Origin of the sequence: Bradyrhizobium sp. C9 (assembly GCF_002532045.1) — a bacterium.
Taxonomy (GTDB): Bacteria; Pseudomonadota; Alphaproteobacteria; order Rhizobiales; family Xanthobacteraceae; genus Bradyrhizobium.
Genome location: NZ_NWTG01000011.1, coordinates 10,001 through 26,234, shown reverse-complemented (window position 1 = coordinate 26,234; position 16,234 = coordinate 10,001). Strand labels below are relative to the sequence as shown.

Sequence of the window (16,234 nt, the reverse complement as noted above, 5' to 3'; positions counted from 1 at the left end):
AAGAGGCGCCGGCGCTACTCGAGGGAATAGCGCCACACAGTCAGGCGCTGGTTGTAGTTGAGTTGCGCCGGGTTGTACGTATTGCCCGCGTTGAAGAACTGAAGCTTGCCCACCGAATGCATGCCGTTCTTGTCGGGTTGCGCGACGAATATGCCGTATCCAGGACCGTAGGACGTCGGCAGATAGACCGGCTCGGAGAATGTCCGGAGATCCTTCGACCAAATGACGCCGATTTTTGAATAGGCCATTGCGGGGTCATCGTCGCGGGCATTGGCGAAGATGACGAACTCCCCATTGTCGAGACGGGTCATCGTCATGGCGTGGATGTGACACGCGCTCTGTGGGCTGTAGCAGGGATGCTGGGGGTCGGCAAAATATTGCGAGAAATAGACTGCAAGGTCGGGCACGATCAGGTTGCCGTCACGATAGAGCTTGAACGTCCGTGAGAAGCGGACGTTCGAGGCCACCTTGTGCGTGGCATCGACCTCGTCGAGGTCGGCGCTCCGTACGATCGAATAGATCGCATGTGACTGCTTGTCCCAGAAGTGAGCCAGCGGATAGCGGTCGGCCCCGAACAGGCAGCTGTCGCCGTGGTTTGCCGGATCGGTTACGGTATCCGGCGTAGCGTCGCTCCATCTCGCGACGAACGATCCGGCATACTTTCCCTCGAACGCGATGACGTTCTTGTAGACGGAATACGTCACTCCACTCTCTGAGCATGGCGTGTAGTTGGCGAGCACTGTCAAGATGCTGGTGCTGCCGTCGTCGCGAATGGCGACATGCGGATATTCCGGTGCGTAGGCCGGCGAGGGATATTCGGCGATGAGTTGCTTCGGCATCCAAGGCCCGGTGTATGGCGGAAGTATCTTTGTTATTTCGAGCCGGTGGCTTCGCGCAGGTCCTCCGGTGCCATATCCCGCGATCACGATTTCGCCGGCAGGGCCCATCGCTCCTCCGAGGTAACTGAGAAGCTCGTCACCACGGTTCTCGAACCTCGATAGCAACGTCCAAGGAGCCGGAGCTGACGCCTTCGGATCGAGCGAGAGCAGTTGGATGATGGAACGGTGGTCCTTGGCGCGGACCCAGTAGGCGACCAGCAGCCTGGCTCCGTCGGTAAACAACAGCGGGGGATGATAAGCGAGCTCGGCTTGAAAGCCGTCGGGCGCGAAGGTGTGCCCCAGATCCAGCGGCTCCGAGAACGTTGCGCCGTTTCTCAGGATTTCAACACAGTACAGACCTGGATTGGCAGGATCGCAAGGAGCGAAAATGGGCGCGTACTGATCGTCGCCGATGACGACGATCATTGGGCTCATCACGGCCCAGCCGATCGGGATCGAGGGCTGTGGCTTCCCTTCCAGGAGATAGGACGTGTTCGCCGCGGCGCCTGCGGCCTCCAGTTTCATTTCCTCAACGAGGCCTTCAGCGCGAACCGTCCTGGAGAAGGCCGCAAGCCCGATCGAAACAACGCAGAGCAGAAGAAGGTAACCTGCTCTCATCGTTCGCCCGGTGCCGTGGGAACGTTGATGGATTTCGTTTTTCCATATTCCGGAGGCAGACTGGGAGCGCTGTCCGCCCCTGCCGCCCAGGCTCTGGCCGCGTCCTGCGCGCGGCGACGACACCGGACAATCATCCCGCCACCAGCGATCGCGGATCGCGTGCCGGCCAGCGGCCCGCCTCGACCAGCGCGATGAAGCGCTCGACCATCTCATTGAATAGTGCGGGCTCCTCCAGATTGAGCACATGGCCCGACTTGGGGAAGAACGACAGGCCCGCGGCCGGCAGGTGCTGCTTCAGGAACATGCTGGGCACGATGCAATTGTCGTCCTCGTCGCCGCACAGGATCAGCGCCGGCGTCGCGGCGCGCTTGATGGCGTCGGTCATGGTGTAGATCGAGGGCCTGCCGCCCTGGAAGCTCCGCATCGTGTTGGCCGAGCCCTTGGCGTCATGGCGGGCGAGCGCGGCGTAGAAATCGGCGTGGCCGCGCGGGTCCTTGACCAGGAACGGAATCCGGCTCGGCGCCTCGCGGGTTACCTTGGCGACCTCGATCGAGCCGATTGCCTCGTACTGCTCGGCATTGGCGCGGCACTGCGCGCGGAAGGCATCGAGATTCTCGAGGTTCGAGCCGGAGCCGACGGCGGCGAGCGTCATCGACAGCGCGCGCTCCGGCGCGTTGAGCGCGACCTGCAACGACGAATAGGAGCCCATCGAGAGGCCGATGAAATGGGCCTTGGCGATGCCGAGATGGTCGAGCACCGCGAGCGCGTCGGTGTAGAAATGCGTGTAGGTGTAGACGTCGGCGTTCGCAGGCACGTCCGACGGCGTGTAGCCGCGCGCGGAATAGGCGATGCAGCGGTGTCCGCGCGAGAAATAGCGCATCTGCGGTTCCCAGTTGGTATGATCAGCGGCGAACTCGTGCAGGAAGATGATCGGGGTCCCGCTGCCCGCCTCTTCGAAATGCAGGCGGACATGATCTTTCGTGACGGCATGGGGCATTGAAATTCTCCTCTCGTTGGCCGGCCCCAGATTTGCAATTAATTTCCGCGGCTGCAATGCGGCAGTTCTGGCTATTTTCGTCATGAAATTTGCGCGGAATGACCCAGAAATCGTTTCCGCAACGCCGCATGAAATCTTCCTCGCGCCACATCCCGATTTTCAAAACCACCGCCGCATTCCCTTGGGAACGCGACGGGGAATCGGGGGACGTTTCAGAGGATCTCGTGAAGTATGGTTCAGTTGCTTGCGTATCGCCGGTCGCTTCGAGTTTTGGCGCTGGCCCTGTGTTCGCTCACGCTCGCCGTGATCTCCGCCGCTCCGGCGTCCGCCCGTCCGCACCATTCGCGTCACGCGCATTCGGCCCATGCCGGCCATCACGCGCGGCACTATTCCCATCATCATCACCGGCACACAGCGCGGCTGTCGCGCGCCGAGCGTCGCGCCCGGATGCAGGCGGGCGGCTTTGGCGAGGCCAATGCGGCCGTAATGCCCGGCGCTGAGGCTGCATCGAACACCGACGCGAGCGCGACCGGCGGCTTCGGCTCATCCGGCATCGTCGACACGGCCCGCCGTTATCTCGGCGGCGGCAACCCGACCGGCCGCTCCAGCCTGTGGTGCGCGCGCTTCATGAACATGGTGCTGCAGCAGACCGGCCATCGCGGCACCGGCTCCGACATGGCGAGCTCGTTCGCCAAATACGGCACGCGCGTTTCGGGGCCGCAGGTCGGCGCCATCGCCGTGATGGGCCGCCGTGGCGGCGGTCATGTCGGCATCATCACCGGCGTCGATGCCAAGGGCAATCCGATCATGATCTCGGGCAACAGCAGCCACCGCGTCCGCGAGGCGCCGGTCTCGCGCGGCCGGATCTATGCCTATGTGATGCCGACGAATTGATCGGGGACTGGCCACCTCTCCCCTGAGAATGGAGGAGGTGGTCACACGCGGTGCGAGGTCAACCGATACTGCCGGCTGGCCTCACTTCTCGTGCTCCTTCGCCTCGATCGTGTCGACGTTGGTCGTCTCGAGGTTGCTCAGGGGGACTTCGACCGCAGCGGGTTGATACCAGGCGAATTGCGAGAAGTAGTTCGCGAGCACCTGATCCTTGAAGAACCGGCCATGCCGCGCGAAAATCTCGTTTCGCGCGATGCGCAGCTCGATCGCCGACATGTCCTTGAGATCGGCCTCACTCAGAAATCGTCGATCGGAATCGGGAAAGAGAAAGCCGTCATGCGCCTTGGCGCGCTGCGTGACGGAGGCCGGAACGGCGGGCGGCGTCGTGCGTCCGACGGTGGTCTGATCGTCCTGTCCGCCTGACTTCACCACGGTATGTTCGAACGCGGGCCCGACGGTCCAGACGGCCAGCGCCAATGCCGCGGCGGCGAGTCCTGCGCCGTACTTCCAGTAGCGCTTGATCGGCGAAACTTCACGCACCGGCGATCGCCCGGCCTCACCCAGGACCTCGTTGATCGTATCGATCAGGCGGGTCATGTGCATGCGAAAATCCTGACCCGAGTCGACCCGGGCGGCGTTGCAGAAGTGCAGGAAGCGAAGCGATTCCGGCAACTCGGCGGCCTCCGGCATGGTTGCACCGTTCACCAGCAGCGGCAGCAGCGTCTTGTTGTGCTTCAGCGCCGTTTCGATCTCGAAGCGCACGGAATCTGCGGGATCCTCCAGACGCGCAGGTTTCCCATCGTCGGTCTTGCCGATCCAATGCGGACCGATCACCGCGATGACGATGTCGCAGGCGACGATGGCCTTGGCGATCCGGTCGACGAAGTTGGCGCCGGTGCGAATGCTGTTGACGTCGAAGAAGACGGATTTCTCACCGTACTTCTCGATCAGATGGTCGGCGATGCGGCCCGCTGTGTCCTGATCGACCCGCCGGTACGAAACCATGATCATGCTCATGGCAACCCCGTGCAATCAATTTCGACAAATTTGCTGCAATTCAAAATGTCGAGTGAAGTCTATTGCACGCAACCGAACATTGCAATGCGATGCACGTTTATGCCGTCTTCAAGGAATACGAAACCTGGCGTGACCTAGTGCGGTTCCGCAGCAATCGTGTCGCCGACGGCCGCGCCGCCGTCGCTGATGATCTCGGCGTAGATGCCACATTCGTTGTTGCCGAAGCGCTGCATCAGCGTGTTCGGGACCGAGAGATCGCGCGCGCCGGTGTCGGGATCGACATTGACCGCAGCACAACGTGTGATCCGCTTCACAACTTTTGCCCGCGCGCTGCCGATCGCAATGGTCTGGTCGAGCAGGCTGGCCTCATGCCATGCCGGCCAACCCTCGACATAGAGGTTGGCGCGAAAGCGCAAGGGATGCACCGGTGCATGCACCATCTGCTCGATCGCCCGCAGGCTCGCCAGATTGATGATCGAGACCACTTTGCGCGGCACGTCGGAAAAACTGTGCCCGGCGCTCACCAGCACCTTGGGCGGCCCCTTGATCTGGCCGGCGTGGCGATCGGCGAAATAGCGCTCGATCGCCGCGCGCCCGGCTTCCGTATCGAGATCGCCCTGCGCCACCATCGCGCCGTCCCGGCGTAACGTCAGCACGTGGCTGTCGTCGTCGAATTGGGCGCGCAGCGGCGCCAGCCACTCGTCCCGCTGCAGCATCAGGAAATGCGGCTTCGGCAGCCACTTCGGCGTCGCCGGATCGAAACCGCTTGGGCCGTTCTCGATCGCATAACGGCGATCCGAGCGCAGCGTCTCGCCGACCTTGAGCTCGGCGTGGGACAGGGCCTCGGGCGTCAGACCCTTGACGGGATAGCGGTAGATGCCGGTGATCCGGGCGGAAGAAGTGTGCATCGTGTCCATCTGCTCGCTCTAGCCTGTTTGGTGCGCGAGGAGAACCGTCGCCAATGCCAAGGCAGCTAGTCGGGCCGCGCCGCGCCCGGGGCGTCCAGCCCGCGCTGCATGAACACGAGATCGAGCCAGCGGCCGAACTTGCGCCCGACCTCCGGCATCCGCGCGACCTCGACAAAGCCGGCCTGCGCGTGCAGCCGGAGCGAGGCGGGATTGCCGCCGTCGATGCCGGCGATCATGACGTGCTTGCCGAGCGCGGTGGCCGCGGCGATGAGCTCGTCGACAATGACGCGCCCGAGGCCGCGGCCGCGATGATCGGCGTGGATATAGACGCTATGCTCGACGCTGTAGCGGTAACCCGGGAAGGCCCGGAAATCGCCGAACGTGCCGTACCCGAGCACCACAGGCCCTTCGGCCGCGACCAGCACCGGGTAGCCCAGCGCCAGCCGCGCCTTCATCCAGGCCAGTCGCTCGGCGTCGGAATCCTGCTTCTCGGTCCAGATCGCGTTCGAGTTGGCGACCGCCTCATTGAAGATAGCGGTGATCGCGGGAATGTCCTGCTCGGTGGCGGGGCGGATAATCATGGTCGTTCCTCGACGGGCCTCTTGAATGCTCCCTACCGTCCACTATATAAGACGGTATGTCAATTATAGAAGACAAAGCCGATGAGGCTCTCGGGCGGCGGGTTCGCGCCGAGCGGGAAGGGCGCGGTTGGTCGCTGGCGGAACTCGCCGGGCGGGCCGGCGTGTCCAAGGCCATGCTGAGCAAGATCGAGCGGGCCGAGGCCAGCCCGACGGCGGCGACGCTGTCGCGGATTGCCACGGCCTATGGCCTGACCATGGCCGCGCTGTTCGAGATTGCCTCACACAGTTCCCGCCTGCAGCGGGCCAAGGATCAGCCGGTGTGGCGCGATCCGAAGGCAGCCTATCTGCGGCGGCAGGTGTTCCTGCATCCAGCCAATCCGCTGGAATTAGTGGAAGTCGAGCTGCCTGCCAGGCAGGAAGCCGGCTTCCCGGCCAGCGCCTATCACCTGGTCCGCCAGGTGGTGTGGGTGATCAGCGGCCGCCTCACCTTGATGGAAGGGGCGGAGCGCCATGAACTCGCTGCGGGTGACCGCGTCGAGCTCGGGCCGCCGTCGGACATCGTCTTCCGTAACGAAACTGCTCAGCCCTGCCGCTACCTTGTCGCCATCGTGCGGCGCTGAGCACCACCGGGCAAAATCGCAGACCGTGGCTCTTCCGTTTCGGAACCAAGTGCCCACATCTGCGGCAAGCCTGAAAAATGATGGCGACGACCAGAGGCTGGTTGAGGAACGTCAACGCGGCCCGCGGAAAACCCAATGAAGATGCCGTTGTCATGCCTGAATGGGTGACGATGGCAGGCCGAGGGAAAACGAATGAACATTGAGAAGTACACCGAGCGCTCGCGCGGATTCATCCAGTCTGCCCAATCGCTCGCCATGCGCGACGGTCACCAGCAGTTCTCGCCGTTGCATCTGTTGAAGGTGCTGCTGGACGACAATGAGGGGCTTGCCGGCGGTCTGATCGACCGTGCCGGCGGCAATTCCAGAGCAATCCTGAAAGCGACCGAAGAGGCGCTGAGCAAGCTGCCGAAGGTTTCGGGCAACGGTGCCGGGCAGGTCTACCTGTCGCCGGAGCTGGCGCGCGCCTTCGATGCGGCCGAAAAGGCCGCCGACAAGACCGGCGACAGCTATGTCACCGTCGAGCGGCTGCTGCTCGGGCTCACGCTCGAGAAGGGCAGCGAGGCAGCCTCCATCCTGAGCAAGGGCGACGTCACGGCGCAGAACCTGAATGTGGCGATCGAAGCGCTGCGCAAGGGTCGCACCGCTGACAGCGCGACCGCCGAGAACGCCTACGACGCGCTGAAGAAATATGCCCGCGACCTGACCCAGGCTGCGCGCGACGGCAAGCTCGACCCGGTGATCGGCCGTGACGAGGAGATTCGCCGCACCATCCAGGTGCTGTCGCGGCGGACCAAGAACAATCCGGTCCTGATCGGTGAGCCCGGCGTCGGCAAGACCGCAATCGTCGAGGGCCTGGCGCTGCGCATCCTCAATGGCGACGTGCCGGAGAGCCTGAAGGACAAGAAGCTGCTGTCGCTCGACATGGGCGCCTTGATCGCCGGAGCGAAATATCGCGGCGAGTTCGAGGAGCGGCTGAAGTCCGTCCTGCAGGAGGTCTCGTCCGCCGAGGGCGGCATCATCTTGTTCATCGACGAGATGCACACCCTGATCGGCGCCGGTAAGGCCGATGGCGCGATGGACGCGTCCAACCTCCTGAAGCCTGCGCTCGCGCGCGGTGAGCTGCACTGTATCGGTGCGACCACGCTCGACGAATACCGCAAGCATGTCGAGAAGGATGCCGCGCTGGCCCGCCGCTTCCAGCCGATCTATGTCAGCGAGCCGACGGTCGAGGACACCATCTCGATCCTGCGCGGCCTGAAGGACAAATACGAGCAGCACCACGGCGTGCGCATCACCGACTCCGCGTTGGTGGCCGCGACCACGCTATCGAACCGCTACATCACCGACCGCTTCCTGCCCGACAAGGCCATCGATTTGATGGACGAGGCGGCGGCGCGGCTGAAGATGCAGGTCGATTCCAAGCCGGAAGAGCTCGATTCGCTGGATCGCGACATCATCCGGCTGAAGATCGAGCAAGAGGCGCTGAAGAAGGAGAGCGATGCCGGCTCGAAGAGCCGCTTGCAGACGCTGGAGAAGGAGCTCGCCGGGCTGGAGGAGAGGTCGGCGGCGCTTACGGCGCGCTGGAGCGCGGAGAAGAACAAGCTCTCCAACGCCCAGAAGCTGAAGAGCGAACTCGATGGGCTCCGTGTCGAGCTTGCCAATGCGCAGCGTCGCGGCGAATTCCAGAAGGCGGGCGAGCTGGCCTATGGCCGGATTCCCGAGCTGGAGCGCAAGCTTGCCGATATCGAAGCGCAGGAGAGCAGCAAGCCGAACGGCGGCGAGATGATGGAGGAGGCGGTCACCGCCAACCACATCGCGCAGGTCGTCTCGCGCTGGACCGGCGTGCCGGTCGACAAGATGCTCGAGGGCGAAAAGGACAAGCTCCTGAAAATGGAGGACGCGCTCGCCAAGCGCGTCGTCGGCCAGGCCGAAGCGGTGCATGCGGTGGCAACCGCCGTGCGCCGTGCCCGCGCAGGCCTGCAGGACCCGAACCGGCCGACCGGCTCGTTCATGTTCTTAGGCCCTACCGGCGTCGGCAAGACCGAGCTGACCAAGGCGCTCGCCGCTGACCTGTTCAACGATGAGACCGCGATGGTTCGCCTCGATATGTCCGAATACATGGAGAAGCACTCGGTCTCGCGGCTGATCGGCGCGCCTCCCGGCTATGTCGGCTATGACGAGGGTGGTGCACTGACCGAAGCCGTGCGGCGCCGGCCCTACCAGGTCGTGCTGTTCGACGAGATCGAGAAGGCGCATCCCGATGTCTTCAACGTGCTGCTGCAGGTGCTCGATGACGGCCGCCTGACCGATGGTCAGGGCCGCACCGTCGACTTCCGCAACACGCTGATCATCATGACCTCGAACCTCGGTTCGGAATTCCTGGTGAATCAGCCGGAAGGCGAGGACACCGCGGCGGTCCGCGATCAGGTGATGGGCGTCGTGCGGGCGCATTTCAGGCCGGAATTCCTGAACCGCATCGACGAGATCATCCTGTTCCATCGGCTGCAGCGCAACGAGATGGGCCGCATCGTCGAAATCCAGTTCGCGCGGCTGACCAAGCTGCTCGAGGATCGCAAGATCGAGCTCACGCTCGATCCGAAGGCGCGGAATTGGCTCGCGGAAAAGGGCTGGGATCCGGCTTACGGAGCCCGTCCGCTGAAGCGGGTGATCCAGCGCAGCGTGCAGGACCCGCTGGCCGAGATGATCCTCGCCGGCGAGGTCAAGGACGGCGATCGCGTGGTGATCTCGGAGAAGGGCAACGTGCTGACCTTCAACGGTCAGGTGCCCAAGACCGCCGAGATCGTGCAGTTCGATGCCCCGGCCTCGAAGCGCAAGCTGAACTGATACGCGTGCAGAGGCCCTCCCCGCGGTCGCGGGGAGGGCTTCGTCGTCCAGGCTAGTCCTGCGGGACGGTCGGTGGACTGAGCTGACCGGGCTCGTCGTCATCGGCGGGTTCGAGTTCGGACAGGATATCGACCAGCTCGCGAGCGCGGCCTGTGGCCAGCGGCCTGCCGGCGTTCATCAGCGGCTCGTCATTGGCAAGCCAGGCCTGGGCTTCGGCGAGCTCGGTGATCGTGGCGCCGGATGCGATGATCCTGGCGATCGTGACATCGTCGGCGTGGCCGACGGCCTTCAGCACATCGTCGCGGGTGAGCCCGGTCATGGCGCAAATCCTTTTGGATATCTTCGGTGAGCACGGCTAAACCCCCGCCCGCCGGCGATCCGCGCCAGCGGGGAGGGACGCATCGTTTCAAGGCCTTTAGCTGTGCGTTGTGAGCCGGGGCGGATGCTGGGACATCGCCCAGAGCTCGATCGCAGCAAGAACCGCGACGGCGATGCCGATCACCACGTGCACGGTCGTCGCGGTGGTCATTGCCTGGAATCCGAGGACCCAGGGCGAGACCAGCGCCCAAAGCCCGACGATGAGGTTCAGCCACTCCTCCCAGACCGCGAATGCCGCGAGCGCGGCGATCGCAAGGACCGCCATCACGAGGCCGACGATGTGGGCGTTGGTGGAAACCATTCCGGCGTCGAACTTGAATAGCCACGGCGACAGGAAAAGAATCGCGCCGAGGATCAGGTTTGCGACGTCGCACAACTTTGCGTTCGTCCAGTTCTCCATGACACCCTCCATTGGAGGTTTTACTGCTGAATCAACTGGATGATCGCCGTTCGGGTTCCCATCCCAGTGCGCGAAATTTATTGAAATTGGCGACGTCACGGCCCGGAAACGGCGTCGCATCTGACCTGGGTCGGCAGTGCTTCATGGGATCTGCGCGGCCGGACGAGCCGGCCTTTTGCATCATCAGCGGTTGCTGATGGACCGCGTCATCGGCGCGCTGCCGGTGGCATCAGAGACGATGCGCGAGCTGCCGCGGCTGGACATCTGGGCTTCGATCCCGTCGCGCGCCTTCTCGAAGTTCGCCAGCATCGGGCCTTCGAGGGAGCGGCCACGCGGCAGTTTCACGCGCATCGGGTCGACGAATCGGCCGTTGACCAGGATTTCGTAGTGGACGTGCGGTCCGGTCGACTGGCCGGTTGAGCCGACGAAGCCGATCACCTGGCCCTGCCGCACCTTCTTGCCGATCTCCATGCCCTTGGCGAAGGCCGACATGTGGCCGTAGGCCGTCTCGTAACCGTTGGAGTGCTTGATGCGGATATATTTGCCGTAACCGCCCTCGTACCCGACCTTCTCGAGCACGCCGTTGCCGGAGGCGAAGATCGGCGTGCCATAGGCGGTGGCCCAGTCGACGCCGGTGTGCATCTTCACATAGCCGAGGATCGGATGGCGGCGGCCGCCGAAGCCCGAACGCATGATCGCGTTGTTGACCGGCTTGCGAACCAGGAACTTCTTCGCGCTCTTGCCGGTCTCGTCATAGTAGTCGACGACGCCGTCGTCGGAGCTCTGGAAGCGGTAATACTTCTTGGTTTCGCCGCCGACGGTCAGCGCGGCGTAGAGCACTTCGGTCTTTTCGGTGCTGGTGACGCCCTCATCCTCGCCGGCATAGAACACGTCGAACGAGTCGCCGGGCTGCACCTTGCGCTGGAAATCGACGTCATAGGAGTAGATCTTGACCATGTCGTCGATGACGGTCGGCGGCACCTTGTTGCGCAGTGCGGTCTCGTAAATGCTCTGATAGAGCCGCACGCCGCTGCCATCATCCTCGTCATCGTCGCTGGAATTGTCGGCGGTATCGGTCGTGGTGTTCATGCTCTGCACGTCGACCGCAACGTATTTGCCGATATCGGACAGCGCGGCAACGGCTTCGACGACGGAGTCGTTGGCGACGATCACCCGATAGGGTTGCAGCCGGGCGCCCGGTGCTGACGGCGCCATCAGGATTCGCACCTTCTGACCTTCCTTCAACCCGCCGTCGCGGCCGCGCGGGCCGAGCGTTGCGGCGATCGCCTTCGCCTCGTCGGGCGTTGCGCCCTGATCGCGCAGGATCGAGCCGATGCTGTCGCCCTTCTTGACGAGGTGAACTCGTTCACCGACCGGATTGCCGCCGGTGACCTGCTCCTTGGTCTTCGGCAGCAGGGTGACGTTCTCCGGCACCACGCGGGTCTCGAAGCCTGCATAGGGATCGGAGGTGTTGCCCTCGGTAGCGTAGGCCATCCTGATGTCGGGGCCGGCGCCGGTGGCGTCGGCCGCGGCATTGGCGAGTGAAGCGTAGCGCACCGAACCGCCGGAGCCGCGCCAATTGGCGGCGTCGCGGACCCGCATCAGCACGTCGTCGAGCGCGACAACGGCGGCGAGCTTGGCTTTCGGCAACACGGATCCGAGATCCTTGGTGACGAAAGAGACCTCGGCGTCGGGCTCGGCGGCGTCGGCCGCATTCGGATCCTCGGCTGCCGCCGGCGTGTCGGATCCGACATCGGTCAGCAGACGCTGCGCGTTGAACGCCGGAATCTTGGACGACAGGTCGCTCGTGGTCATCGAGAGATTGCCGGAAATCCGGATGAAGGGCCGCACCCGCATCACGTCGCGATTGCCGACGCGGGTCACGGTCGACACGCGCACCAGGCTGCGGGAGGCGGAGGATTCGCTCGGCGGCGGCAGGCGGTCGCCCTTGTGCAGGCTGACGACGCGATCATTGCCGGTGAAGGCGCCGCGCAGCGCGCCCTCGACGCGCTCCGGCACCTTGGCGAAGGTCATCTCGCCATCGAGCGAGGCAAAAACGGCGCCGCCGATCAGGGCCGCGCCACATAGTCCGGTCAGAATGGTGCCGCTGAACCATTGGACGGAGACACGGCGGCGATCGATCACCGCAGCCTCGGTGCCGTCGACTGAAAGCGGCGGTTCGTGACCGAGATCGATCATCCCGGTCTCGCGCCCATTACCGCTTCCGCGTGACGCCCGTTGGCTCAACCCGATATCCCCCCAAATTCCAGCAACTGCGATCGACCTCTGCTCGTCCTCGTCCCCACCTTGATCCTCCGAAGAAGAATCTCGGCAGTGTGGCGAGCCACACGCATCGAAATCGAGAAGCCGATGGCCATTAGCTAGCCGCGATCTCGAACGTCAATGGTGTGCAGATCTCTCGATGTTGCTCGGCCGCGAAGGGAAGAGGCGACGGGTTCTTGGAGAAAATCGCCTGGTCCCCCTGAAAAACCACCCGTGCCCCCACAGGTTACGAGCGGTTCAATGCATCTCTTATAGCCAGAACGTCGCAGGATTGTGGCTCAAGTGCGGCGTTTGAAGTGGAAAAGCTTCCTGAAGCAGGTCGATGCCACCGCCCGGTCTGGGGCGCCGGGGAACCCGTTCCGGAGGGCCTCACGAGCCCCTCGACGACAAACTTTTTTTAAAGTTTTTTGCCGCGCGCGTCGGCTTGCGAATTTTTACCGCTCACCTAAGCCGTGGAAAATACGGGAATTTTTCCGCACTGCACACAGGATTTGGGCGTGCGACGATTTGTTGACAATGGCCGTTGACAATCCCGAGGGGTGGGGACTATAAACCAACCACTGAGCGCGGCGCCGCCGGGTCACTGACCAAGGCGAGCGAACGCGCCTCTGATGCTCCTCACTTAGATGAGTGACACAACAGCCGACATAAATCGGTTGAGGTTCACTGTCGGTCAGTGAAGGGTAGAACCACCCTCTAAGGGTGTGGGGTCATCGGATCCCGGGCTGTTTGACAAGTGAAGATGAAGAAAGAGAAACGTGGACGGCGGAGTCCTTGCGTCTCTCGGAATACTTGAAAGCTTCGGCTTTTGACTTTCTGAGGGTGGACGAAAGACTTCGGCGGTACACGTTTTAAAGGTTACACCATCGTTGCCAGCGATGTGAATCGCAGGCAGCTCGCAGACTTCGGTCGGCGAAGAATGGTGGGACCTCGTCAAACGTTGTGATCAGCCGGTTCAAAAGTTCAAGTCCAACTTGAGAGTTTGATCCTGGCTCAGAGCGAACGCTGGCGGCAGGCTTAACACATGCAAGTCGAGCGGGCATAGCAATATGTCAGCGGCAGACGGGTGAGTAACGCGTGGGAACGTACCTTTTGGTTCGGAACAACTGAGGGAAACTTCAGCTAATACCGGATAAGCCCTTACGGGGAAAGATTTATCGCCGAAAGATCGGCCCGCGTCTGATTAGCTAGTTGGTGAGGTAATGGCTCACCAAGGCGACGATCAGTAGCTGGTCTGAGAGGATGATCAGCCACATTGGGACTGAGACACGGCCCAAACTCCTACGGGAGGCAGCAGTGGGGAATATTGGACAATGGGCGCAAGCCTGATCCAGCCATGCCGCGTGAGTGATGAAGGCCCTAGGGTTGTAAAGCTCTTTTGTGCGGGAAGATAATGACGGTACCGCAAGAATAAGCCCCGGCTAACTTCGTGCCAGCAGCCGCGGTAATACGAAGGGGGCTAGCGTTGCTCGGAATCACTGGGCGTAAAGGGTGCGTAGGCGGGTCTTTAAGTCAGGGGTGAAATCCTGGAGCTCAACTCCAGAACTGCCTTTGATACTGAAGATCTTGAGTTCGGGAGAGGTGAGTGGAACTGCGAGTGTAGAGGTGAAATTCGTAGATATTCGCAAGAACACCAGTGGCGAAGGCGGCTCACTGGCCCGATACTGACGCTGAGGCACGAAAGCGTGGGGAGCAAACAGGATTAGATACCCTGGTAGTCCACGCCGTAAACGATGAATGCCAGCCGTTAGTGGGTTTACTCACTAGTGGCGCAGCTAACGCTTTAAGCATTCCGCCTGGGGAGTACGGTCGCAAGATTAAAACTCAAAGGAATTGACGGGGGCCCGCACAAGCGGTGGAGCATGTGGTTTAATTCGACGCAACGCGCAGAACCTTACCAGCCCTTGACATCCCGGTCGCGGACTCCAGAGACGGAGTTCTTCAGTTCGGCTGGACCGGAGACAGGTGCTGCATGGCTGTCGTCAGCTCGTGTCGTGAGATGTTGGGTTAAGTCCCGCAACGAGCGCAACCCCCGTCCTTAGTTGCTACCATTTAGTTGAGCACTCTAAGGAGACTGCCGGTGATAAGCCGCGAGGAAGGTGGGGATGACGTCAAGTCCTCATGGCCCTTACGGGCTGGGCTACACACGTGCTACAATGGCGGTGACAATGGGATGCTAAGGGGCGACCCTTCGCAAATCTCAAAAAGCCGTCTCAGTTCGGATTGGGCTCTGCAACTCGAGCCCATGAAGTTGGAATCGCTAGTAATCGTGGATCAGCACGCCACGGTGAATACGTTCCCGGGCCTTGTACACACCGCCCGTCACACCATGGGAGTTGGTTTTACCTGAAGACGGTGCGCTAACCCGCAAGGGAGGCAGCCGGCCACGGTAGGGTCAGCGACTGGGGTGAAGTCGTAACAAGGTAGCCGTAGGGGAACCTGCGGCTGGATCACCTCCTTTCTAAGGATGGTTCTTCAGCGAGCTCACGCTCACTATCGAACCGTTTTAGAAACATTCAGGGGCCAACAGTTTCAGGATTGTTGAGCTCCATTGGCGGGATTTCGCCGTCTTCGTTTCTCTTTCTTCGCGGACGAACACGCGCCAGGGCTGAGCGCTGTGCGACGCACCGACGTCACGTCGGGTGCGCGCCGGCATGTCCCTCGTGTTAGGGGCTTGTAGCTCAGTTGGTTAGAGCGCGCGCTTGATAAGCGTGAGGTCGGAAGTTCAAGTCTTCCCAGGCCCACCATTTTGATCGAGTGCGGAGCATTCGTCTTCTGGTACGGGGCCATAGCTCAGCTGGGAGAGCGCGTGCTTTGCAAGCATGAGGTCGTCGGTTCGATCCCGTCTGGCTCCACCAGATGGAATTGAAGCTCGACAGTGCGCCTTGCTTGAAAGGCCTTGTTCAAATCGTCCGCGAAACATCACTTCGCACTCATTGGTCCGGATGGACGGTGACGTGCGTGTTTTCTGACATCGTAAAGAGGAGATCGATCCGAGTTTGGATCTGCGAAGCAATTCGCGGGTACCATTCCTAATCTCCAGATCGTTTTCGGCGCTCGCGCATCGCAGCTCATCGCAAGATGAGTGAGATGAGCGAGTTGTAAAACGATCTTTGTAGCGAAGCTTGACCGCCTCGCTATCGGGCCGATCTTAAGAAGCAAGCTGGTCTTTCTAGTCAATGTCCGGCTGTGCAATCGCATTCATCGAGGATGCGCGCCTTCAGTGGCAATTGTGCAGACAACATTCTGCCGAGTGTGTGGACATTGATAATGAGAGCAATCAAGTGCCTTAAGGGTGTTCGGTGGATGCCTTGGCGCTGAGAGGCGATGAAGGACGTGCTACGCTGCGATAAGCCGTGGGGAGCTGCGAAGAAGCTTTGATCCACGGATTTCCGAATGGGGAAACCCACCTTCGATAGCCGGAACTCCAAGACCTTGTGTTTTGGGGTTCGACCAGAAATGGAAGAAATCAAACCGCGAGGTTTTGGATTTCCGGTTATCAAGAGAAGGTATGAGACTTCCGAATAAAATAGGAGGTTTTAAGCAAACCCAGGGAACTGAAACATCTAAGTACCTGGAGGAAAGGACATCAATCGAGACTCCGTTAGTAGTGGCGAGCGAACGCGGACCAGGCCAGTGATACATCAAAGACAATCGGAACCAGTCAGGAAAGCTGGGCCTCAGAGGGTGATAGCCCCGTACGAGTAATGCGATGATGTATCCACGAGTAAGGCGGGACACGTGTAATCCTGTCTGAACACGGGGGGACCACCCTCCAAGCCTAAGTACTCCTCAGCGACCGATAGTGAACCAGTACCG

11 protein-coding genes, 2 tRNA genes and 2 rRNA genes (1 of these 15 only partly in view) are annotated in these 16,234 nt (G+C 61.9%); 7 read left to right on the top strand and 8 right to left on the bottom strand.

What is annotated here, in order from left to right:
• Positions 1-14: 14 nt before the first annotated feature.
• Together CO675_RS21740 and CO675_RS21735 are read right to left on the bottom strand one after the other, a co-directional pair.
• Positions 15-1,496, bottom strand: coding sequence for a hypothetical protein (locus tag CO675_RS21740; RefSeq protein ID WP_143279059.1), 1,482 nt, complete (start codon positions 1,494-1,496; stop codon positions 15-17).
• A 130-nt stretch (positions 1,497-1,626) separates the two neighbouring features.
• On the bottom strand, positions 1,627-2,493 hold the full coding sequence (locus CO675_RS21735) for an alpha/beta fold hydrolase (protein ID WP_097673919.1): 867 nt from the start codon (positions 2,491-2,493) through the stop codon (positions 1,627-1,629).
• Positions 2,494-2,724: 231 nt separating this feature from the next.
• On the opposite strand from CO675_RS21735, the gene CO675_RS21730 reads away from it, so the two are divergent.
• A complete protein-coding gene (locus tag CO675_RS21730) occupies positions 2,725-3,387 on the top strand; it encodes a TIGR02594 family protein (protein WP_097673918.1) in 663 nt (220 codons plus the stop codon).
• An 81-nt stretch (positions 3,388-3,468) separates the two neighbouring features.
• On the opposite strand, the gene CO675_RS21725 is transcribed toward CO675_RS21730, so the two are convergent.
• The 3 genes from CO675_RS21725 to CO675_RS21715 form a co-directional block, all read right to left on the bottom strand.
• A complete protein-coding gene (locus tag CO675_RS21725; RefSeq protein ID WP_097673917.1) occupies positions 3,469-4,401 on the bottom strand; it encodes a YARHG domain-containing protein in 933 nt (310 codons plus the stop codon).
• A 134-nt stretch (positions 4,402-4,535) separates the two neighbouring features.
• Positions 4,536-5,318 carry an MOSC domain-containing protein gene (locus tag CO675_RS21720; RefSeq protein ID WP_097673916.1) on the bottom strand — a complete coding sequence of 261 codons (783 nt, stop codon included), beginning with the start codon at positions 5,316-5,318 and terminating at the stop codon, positions 4,536-4,538.
• A gap of 56 nt (positions 5,319-5,374) precedes the next feature.
• Complete coding sequence (locus CO675_RS21715; protein ID WP_097673915.1) at positions 5,375-5,890, bottom strand: GNAT family N-acetyltransferase; 516 nt, start codon at positions 5,888-5,890, stop codon at positions 5,375-5,377.
• 56 nt (positions 5,891-5,946) lie between these two features.
• Between CO675_RS21715 and CO675_RS21710 the strand changes: the two genes are divergently transcribed.
• Entirely contained in the window at positions 5,947-6,510 is a 564-nt protein-coding gene (locus CO675_RS21710) for a helix-turn-helix domain-containing protein (protein ID WP_097673914.1), read from the top strand.
• A 192-nt stretch (positions 6,511-6,702) separates the two neighbouring features.
• Positions 6,703-9,354: an ATP-dependent chaperone ClpB gene (gene clpB, locus CO675_RS21705; protein ID WP_097673913.1), complete on the top strand. Its 2,652-nt coding sequence runs from the start codon at positions 6,703-6,705 to the stop codon at positions 9,352-9,354.
• A 52-nt stretch (positions 9,355-9,406) separates the two neighbouring features.
• Here the strand turns inward: clpB and CO675_RS21700 are convergent, their stop codons facing one another.
• From CO675_RS21700 to CO675_RS21690, 3 genes are all read right to left on the bottom strand, one after another.
• Positions 9,407-9,673, bottom strand: a complete 267-nt coding sequence (locus tag CO675_RS21700) for a hypothetical protein (protein ID WP_097673912.1) — start codon at positions 9,671-9,673, stop codon at positions 9,407-9,409.
• Positions 9,674-9,769: 96 nt separating this feature from the next.
• Positions 9,770-10,132 (bottom strand): SPW repeat protein, encoded by a 363-nt coding sequence (locus tag CO675_RS21695; RefSeq protein WP_097673911.1) that lies wholly within the window; start codon positions 10,130-10,132, stop codon positions 9,770-9,772.
• A gap of 183 nt (positions 10,133-10,315) precedes the next feature.
• Positions 10,316-12,379, bottom strand: a complete 2,064-nt coding sequence (locus tag CO675_RS21690; RefSeq protein ID WP_097673910.1) for a M23 family metallopeptidase — start codon at positions 12,377-12,379, stop codon at positions 10,316-10,318.
• Between the two features lie 1,006 nt (positions 12,380-13,385).
• Here CO675_RS21690 and CO675_RS21685 point away from each other — a divergent pair.
• The 4 genes from CO675_RS21685 to CO675_RS21670 all read left to right on the top strand — a co-directional run.
• Positions 13,386-14,876 (top strand): 16S ribosomal RNA (locus CO675_RS21685).
• 209 nt (positions 14,877-15,085) lie between these two features.
• A tRNA-Ile gene (locus tag CO675_RS21680) sits at positions 15,086-15,162 on the top strand.
• Positions 15,163-15,197: 35 nt separating this feature from the next.
• Positions 15,198-15,273: transfer RNA gene (locus CO675_RS21675), tRNA-Ala, on the top strand.
• Positions 15,274-15,693: 420 nt separating this feature from the next.
• Positions 15,694-16,234: ribosomal RNA gene (locus CO675_RS21670) — 23S ribosomal RNA — on the top strand (it continues 2,305 nt past the right edge of the window).
• The 16S and 23S rRNA genes sit together here with 2 tRNA genes alongside, the layout of an rRNA operon.

Coding starts and splice junctions, on each gene's coding strand:
- CO675_RS21740 (WP_143279059.1), bottom strand. CDS start 1,496: ATGAGAGCAGGTTACCTTCTTCTGCTCTGCGTTGTTTCGATCGGGCTT.
- CO675_RS21735 (WP_097673919.1), bottom strand. CDS start 2,493: ATGCCCCATGCCGTCACGAAAGATCATGTCCGCCTGCATTTCGAAGAG.
- CO675_RS21730 (WP_097673918.1), top strand. CDS start 2,725: ATGGTTCAGTTGCTTGCGTATCGCCGGTCGCTTCGAGTTTTGGCGCTG.
- CO675_RS21725 (WP_097673917.1), bottom strand. CDS start 4,401: ATGAGCATGATCATGGTTTCGTACCGGCGGGTCGATCAGGACACAGCG.
- CO675_RS21720 (WP_097673916.1), bottom strand. CDS start 5,318: ATGGACACGATGCACACTTCTTCCGCCCGGATCACCGGCATCTACCGC.
- CO675_RS21715 (WP_097673915.1), bottom strand. CDS start 5,890: ATGATTATCCGCCCCGCCACCGAGCAGGACATTCCCGCGATCACCGCT.
- CO675_RS21710 (WP_097673914.1), top strand. CDS start 5,947: ATGTCAATTATAGAAGACAAAGCCGATGAGGCTCTCGGGCGGCGGGTT.
- clpB (WP_097673913.1), top strand. CDS start 6,703: ATGAACATTGAGAAGTACACCGAGCGCTCGCGCGGATTCATCCAGTCT.
- CO675_RS21700 (WP_097673912.1), bottom strand. CDS start 9,673: ATGACCGGGCTCACCCGCGACGATGTGCTGAAGGCCGTCGGCCACGCC.
- CO675_RS21695 (WP_097673911.1), bottom strand. CDS start 10,132: ATGGAGAACTGGACGAACGCAAAGTTGTGCGACGTCGCAAACCTGATC.